This window comes from Kitasatospora sp. NEAU-69, from assembly GCF_057158765.1.
The window spans coordinates 164,061-170,621 of record NZ_JBWXUE010000019.1 but is presented as its reverse complement, the minus strand read 5'-3'; the positions used below and the strand labels follow the sequence as shown (position 1 = coordinate 170,621).

Annotated in this window: 7 protein-coding genes; 6 read left to right on the top strand and 1 reads right to left on the bottom strand. The window is 70.9% G+C overall.

Annotation, left to right across the window (positions count from 1 at the left end):
* Positions 1-135 precede the first annotated feature (135 nt).
* The 6 genes from AC060L_RS22510 (at position 136) to AC060L_RS22485 (ending at position 5,621) form a co-directional block, all read left to right on the top strand.
* Positions 136-867 carry a glutamate ligase domain-containing protein gene (locus AC060L_RS22510; RefSeq protein ID WP_483800654.1) on the top strand — a complete coding sequence of 244 codons (732 nt, stop codon included), beginning with the start codon at positions 136-138 and terminating at the stop codon, positions 865-867.
* A 64-nt stretch (positions 868-931) separates the two neighbouring features.
* Positions 932-1,540: a DUF5753 domain-containing protein gene (locus AC060L_RS22505; protein WP_483800653.1), complete on the top strand. Its 609-nt coding sequence runs from the start codon at positions 932-934 to the stop codon at positions 1,538-1,540.
* Between the two features lie 173 nt (positions 1,541-1,713).
* Positions 1,714-2,163 (top strand): NUDIX hydrolase, encoded by a 450-nt coding sequence (locus AC060L_RS22500; RefSeq protein WP_483800652.1) that lies wholly within the window; start codon positions 1,714-1,716, stop codon positions 2,161-2,163.
* Between the two features lie 2 nt (positions 2,164-2,165).
* Positions 2,166-3,077, top strand: a complete 912-nt coding sequence (locus AC060L_RS22495) for a phosphotransferase enzyme family protein (protein ID WP_483800651.1) — start codon at positions 2,166-2,168, stop codon at positions 3,075-3,077.
* Positions 3,074-3,544: an NUDIX domain-containing protein gene (locus AC060L_RS22490; RefSeq protein WP_483800650.1), complete on the top strand. Its 471-nt coding sequence runs from the start codon at positions 3,074-3,076 to the stop codon at positions 3,542-3,544. The genes AC060L_RS22495 and AC060L_RS22490 overlap by 4 nt, the downstream gene beginning before the upstream one ends.
* 46 nt (positions 3,545-3,590) lie before the next feature.
* Positions 3,591-5,621 carry an ATP-binding cassette domain-containing protein gene (locus tag AC060L_RS22485; protein ID WP_483800649.1) on the top strand — a complete coding sequence of 677 codons (2,031 nt, stop codon included), beginning with the start codon at positions 3,591-3,593 and terminating at the stop codon, positions 5,619-5,621.
* 158 nt (positions 5,622-5,779) lie between these two features.
* On the opposite strand, the gene AC060L_RS22480 is transcribed toward AC060L_RS22485, so the two are convergent.
* Positions 5,780-6,070 (bottom strand): hypothetical protein, encoded by a 291-nt coding sequence (locus tag AC060L_RS22480; protein WP_483800648.1) that lies wholly within the window; start codon positions 6,068-6,070, stop codon positions 5,780-5,782.
* Positions 6,071-6,561: the final 491 nt, after the last annotated feature.

Here is a 6,561-nt window from a genome sequence, read left to right as displayed (position 1 = left end):
CAGGCCACACCATCGAGCCTGCCGGAGCCCAACTGTCCGACCTGGACGCCCTCTACAAGCTCGCCACGACCCAAGGCATCACTCTTCCGGCAGAGATCAAGACTGCGAGTTGATGATCTGCAAGCCCTAAGGGTGGTGAGCGTCGGCCAGGGACATGGGAGCGACGCGCGGATCGTCAAGCTGATCGAGGGCGGAAGCGGCAGTGCTCTCACCCTGTACGACAGCGCCGGCCGGACCCATGCCCTGCGGATCGCGGTGCCCGGCCGCCACGCGGCCACGTCGGCCGCTCTCGCGATGGCCGTCGGCCTCGCGCTCGGTGCCGACCCCGGTGAGCTGGGCCGGGGCCTGGAGCAGTACCAGGGCATCGAGCGATCCCTGACCGTCCGGGGCCGCCAAGCCGGCATCACCGTTCTGGACTCACTTGCCCGCCACCCCGCTGAAATCGCCAATGACCTCAAAGCCGCCCGCGCCATCAGCCCCACCGGCCGGATCGTCGCGGTCTACGAGCCCTCGCATTCGTCGCGAACCGGCGCCCAGGCCAAGGCCATCGGCGCACAGCTCGCCGTCGCCGACGAGCTGATCCTCCTGCCGCCATACGGCCGACACCGCGTGGACAATCCCGGCATGCCCACCAGCAGCGACGCCGTCGCGCGCGCGGCCACCATCGCCGGCTTGGACGCCCACGTACACACGATCGAGCTGCCCGGCGACGACCTCGCCGCCGCCGGCGTCGAGCAACTGATCGCCAAACTCGCAGCCCCCGGCGACACCGTCCTCATGATCGGCACTGGCCACGTCGTCCGGCTCGGCGCCCGTCTGCCGTTCACCCTCGGGGCGCCCGGCACACCCGTCCTGCGGGCCCTCTAACCGAACCCCCACAGGCCGACACTGCCATCGACCCATGCCACCAGCGTCGAGAGCGAGCAGCATCATGACCACCCCGCCGTCGCCCCCAGCCGCCATGGACGGCCTGCTCCAGCAGGGCACTGCCCGCGTGCAGCGCGCCTTCCGCGACCTCACCGCCTCGACCATCCACTACTCCGAATACAGCCCGTACCTCATCCCCGGGCTCCTGCAAACAGAGGAGTACGCGACCGCCGTCCTGCGCCTGGTCGCTGACCATCACCAACTGCCTGACGACGTGGCCGAAGCCGTCGCCGAACGCGTGGCCCGCAGCGAGTACCTCGGAGACGTCGGCCGCACCCATCACCTGCTGCTCGGCGAGCAAGCCCTGCTCACCGGCGTCGCCGAACCACAGGTGATTCACCTTCAACTCCAGAGCCTGGAAGCCGCCTTCGACCTACCCGGACTGCGGCTCGGGATTATCCCGGCCTGGGCCCGCCTGACCGTCTACCCAAGCGACGCGTTCTCGATCCACGACGGGTCCCGTGTGGAACTGGAGAGCTACAAGGGACCGGAGACCGTCACCAGCCCGGACCTCGTCACCAGCTTCCAACGAGCGTTCGACAGCCTGGCGCGCTCCGCCGTGTACGGGCAGCCCGCCCGGGAGCTCATCGCCGCAGCAGCAGCCGCCCTGTGACTGAAACGCCCGTGGCCGAGCCAGCGCAGCCCACCCGAACACACACTCGCCTGATCGAGTGAAGCCTCAGGCGACACGCCGCCGACTGTCCGTCGGCCCTGCCAGGATCGTCGCTCCGAGCCCGCCCGAATGCCGGACGGACCGCGCCAAATCTCATGCCCTCAGGAGGTCTTATGCCGTACAGAACGGTGATCGGCGTGCACCTGGTCCTCGTGGAGGACGGCTTGGTGCTGCTCGGGCTGCGCCGCAGCGCCGCCTACGCCGACCAGACCTGGCACCTGCCGGCCGGCCACCTGGAGCGCGGCGAGAGCGTGGCTGAGGGCGCCGCCCGGGAAGCCCGCGAAGAGCTGGGTATCGGCATCGACCCGCAAGAGCTGGAGCTGGTGCAAACCCTGCACGACCTGGACGCCGACGACGGCGCGGGCCGGCTCCAGCTGTTCTTCCGGCCCACCCGGTACACCGGAGAGATCACCAACACCGAGCCGCAGAAGTGCCACGAACTGCGCTGGTGGCCGCTCGGCGCACTGCCGGAGCCGGTGGTCGGCTACACCGTCCAGGCCCTGGACGCGATCGCCCGGGACGAGCCGTTGTCGGCCAGGGGGTTCCAGGCAAGGGGATTCTAGAGGTGAGCGCGGGCACCGTGATGGGACTGCCGGTGGACGTCGAGCTGCTGCTGGACCGGGCCATCGGACCGTGGCACCTGATCGGCGTGCGCTCGCGTGACCGCAGCGGCGCCCCGTCGGTCTGGGAGGTGGGGGACAGGGCCGGGCGCCGCTGGTTCGCCAAGCGCCACTGGAACGACCTGCTCCACCGGCGCGAATGCCGGGCCTACGACGAGTTCGTGCACGCGCTCGGCCCGCGGCGCGCAACCTGGATCGCCGACCGGGACCCGGACGGCCGGCTGATCGTCACCCGCGGCCTGGACGGTCTCCCGCTGCGCCGCGCGGAGTTGAGCCCGCGGCAGACCGTGGAGGTGTTCCGGCAAGCCGGCGTCGTCGCGGCCGGCATGCACGCCCTTACCGCGGAGCCGGACCCGCAGCGGTACGCGCCGCTGTGGGCGCAGCAGCGGGCGAAGGCCCTCGACTCGGCCATGGACCTGGGTCTGTCGGCGCAGGACGTCGGGGTGCTGGCCGCCGCCTCGGCCGAGCCCCCGCCGAGCCTGCCGATGGTGCTGTGTCACGGCGACTTCAGCCCCCGCAACTGGATCATCGGACTGGGTGGTGAACTGCGGCTGTGTGTCATCGATTTCGAGCGGACGGCGATCGAGGAGGCGGCCTGCCACGACCTGATGCGGATCGTCTATCAGGTCACCGCCGGCCGGCCCGCGCTGGCCGAGGCGTTCTTCGACGGGTACGGCCGCCCGCTGACTGCAGCCGAGGAGGCGGCCTGCCGGGCGTGGGCGGCGATCGACTGCCCGTCCGCGTTGAAGTGGGCCACCGACCACCGCGACCCGGAGATCCACGGCTACGCCCGCCGCGCACTTGACCTGCTGCGCAACCAAGTGTGCCCGTCCGCGAGTTCAAGGAGGAGCGCATGAACACCATGACCAGCCGACTGACGGTCGGTGTCGTCGTCCACGACCGCGATCTGGACCGGATCGTCACCGTGCTCTATGGAGCCCGTAGTTGGAGTCCGGAGCCGATCTGGACGCTGCCCGGTGGCAAGGTCGAGCCCGGTGAGAGCGCGGATCGGGCCGCTGTGCGTGAACTCCGCGAGGAGACCGGCCTGGTCGTGGACCTGGCCGACCTGCGCCTGGACCGGGTCCTGCACGTCGCCCAGGGCGGGGACGGCCAAGGCCAGTTCGTCCACCTCCAGTTCGCCACCGACCGCTGGCAGGGCCAGCCAATCAACCGGGAACCGCACAAGCACGAGGACGTCCGCTGGTCCCCGATCGACGCCCTGCCCGCGCCGATGTTCCCCGGCACAACGGCCGCACTCACCGGCTACCTCCACAGCGGCCCGCAGTTCCTCGCCGTGAAGTGGCCCTCGCCCGGACACAGGTAGCGCACCAACACCCACCGTTGCCATCACAACGAACAGGAGCGACCGCGTGAGCACCGCCACCCCCGACGACACCGCCCCCGACAACCCTGAGGCCGACAACCCCGGATCGGAGAGCGAGCAACTGCTGTTCGGCGGCCCGATGCGCTACGACTACGGCTGGGCCAAGCACGAACTGGCCAGCGGTGACGTCACGTTCCTGGCCATCGTCCGGCAGCTGCCCGGCATGCTGCGCCTGGCCGGACGGCTGTCCTGGCGGGCGGACCGCACCGCGCTGATCACCCTGCTGACCGCCGAGCTGCTGCGCGGCCTGGCTGCGGCGGTTGGCCTGCTGGCCACCAACCGGGCGCTGCGCGCGCTGCTGTCGGCCGGCACCGTCCACCACGCGCTGCACACCGCGCTGCCGGCGATCATCGCGGCCGCGACCGTCGCCGGGTTGTCCGCACTGCTGCTGGCCGCCTCCAGCTGGGCGACCGGCCGCCTGGAGCCGGCCGTCTTCGAGCAGGCCACCGCCGACTTCCTGAGTATCGTCAGCCGCACCGAACTGGAGGCCATCGAGGACCCGGACTTCCTGTCCGCCGTAGACTCCGCCCGCTTCGGCGCGCTCTCCGTCCAGCGCCTGGTCGGCCAGGCCACCAGCGTGCTCACCTCCAGCTTCAGCCTCGTCTCCGTCGCCGGCGTGCTGTCCGTCCTGCACCCCGCGCTGCTGCCGATGCTGCTGCTGATCTGCGCGCCGCGCGGCTGGGGAGCCGTGCGCACCGCCCGACGCCGCTACGCCTCGCGCAGGGCCTGGCTGCAGCACTCGCGCGCGGCCTTGCTGCTGGCGGACATGCTGGTCCACCCCTGGTCGGCGGCCGAGCTGCGGGTCCACGCGTCGGGCCCGTTCGTGCTGCGGCACTACGTGGCCATGGCGCACGAGGCCGCGCGCGAGCAGGGACGCCTGGCCGGGGCGAAGGCCCGCACCGACGTACTCACCGCCACGCTGGCCGGCCTGGCGCTGGTGGGGGCGTACGCACTCCTCGGCTTCCTGGTGACTGGCGGCTCGATGCCGCTGGCCGTGGCCGGCACCGCGGTCCTGGCGATCCGCAGCGGATCCGCCAGCATCGGCACCCTGGTGGCCCAGGTCAACAGCCTGTACGAGGACGCGCTGTTCGTGCGGGACCTGGACACGCTGCGCCACGAGGGCGCCAAGCGGGCCATCCCCACCGGCGGCACCGAACTTCCCCAACGCCCCAAGGTCATCCGCGTCGAGGGCGTCTCCTTCACCTACACAGGCCGCGACACCCCCGCCCTCGACAAGGTCTCCCTGGAGATCCCACGGGGCAAGGTGATCGCGCTGGTGGGCGACAACGGCTCCGGCAAGAGCACCCTGGTCAACCTCCTCTCCGGCGTCTACCAACCGCACCAGGGGCGGATCATGTGGGACGACGTCGATACCGCCACCGCCGACCGCGACCAACTGTTCGCCTCGGTCGCGCTGTTCGCGCAGAACTTCCAGCGCTGGCAGTTCACCATGCTGGCCAACCTGCTCCTCGGCCGTCCCGAGCAGGCCATCGGACAGGAACAACTGGACGCCTCCGCCGACTATGCCGACCTGACCGCAGTGATCGGCGACCTGCGGCGCGGCTGGCGGACCCTCGTCTACAAGGGCTTCGAGGGCGGCGTCAACCTGTCCGGCGGGCAGTGGCAGAAAGTCGCCCTCGCCCGCACCCACCTGCGCGTCACCACCCAAGGCCCCGCAGGCCGGCTGCCGCACCTGGTCATCGTGGACGAACCCACCTCCGCCCTCGACGCCCGCGCCGAGGTCGCCGCGTTCGAACGGATCCGGGAGCTCACCGCCCTGGGCGTCACCGTCGTACTCATCACCCACCGCCTGGCCGCCACCGCCAAGGCCGATCACATCTACGTCCTCGACCAGGGCCGACTCATCGAACAGGGCACCCACGAGGAGCTGATGGCCCAGCAGCCCGCCACCCGCTACAGCCAGGCGTACCTGCTTCAGGCCAGCCAGTACGAGATCGGCACCGTCCCGCACCAAGCCGAGGACACCGACCAGCCCGCCAACGCGCTCGCGCCCTGACCACAGGCCACACCCGCCCATCTACCCGGCTCCCCGAAGGACAGCACGATTGACAGCTTCTTCAAGACCGTCATCCGCCGCTGGCCCGCCGGTCGGGAGGCCTACCACTGGCACTTCCTGCCGGACCCCGAGATCACCCGGACCGCATTGTTCGAGCCCTACCGTGAGTTGACCCACCGAGACAGCCTCATCCCCGTCCAGCCCTCCTGGTACCACGCCACAGTGCTGCACTCCGCCCCGGTCGAAGAGGTCGCGCCCGGCGAGATCTCCGCGATCGTCGAGCGCGTCGGCGCGCAGTGCGAGGCTTTCGCCCCGTTGAGCTGCTGCTGGACCGCCCCGGTGTCGGCACGGTCGCGCTGGAGTGCCCGGCCCGGCGCCCCGGCCCGCAGGCTGTGGGAGATCACCTCGCAGGCCACCGCCGAGATCACCACCGACCGGTTCCCGCGCATCCCACCGGTCTACTACCCGCACGTTTCCATCGCCTACGCCAAACCAGGACAGCGACACTCCCGAACTGGGGGCCCGATCAGACCAGTTCGCCTCCGAGATCGGCAAAAGCATCCGGCCCGCGATCCGCGCCCGGGCCACCGTCTCTAGCGTGTGGCTGGTATGGGAACGCCAACGCCCCGACCTCAACAGCTACACCTTCGAGCGCGTCCACCAGCTGCGCCTCGGCCAGTCCTGACCACCGTGGCGCCCGTGCCGCCCGGCACGGGGGCGCCCGCACCGCATGTGAGGGAGAAGTCCACGATGGAGAAGTTCACTCCGAAGTTCCAGGGCGGGCCCTGGCCCGCCGTCGGCCGCGTCCTGCACGTCTACGCCGTTCCGGACCTGCACACCGACCGTCAGCTCGCACGCCTGGTCGACCGACAAGGACCTGCTGGCCGTGCCGGGTCTGTACGCCGTCCCGCCGCTGACCGGCGGCGGCCGCGACGGCGGC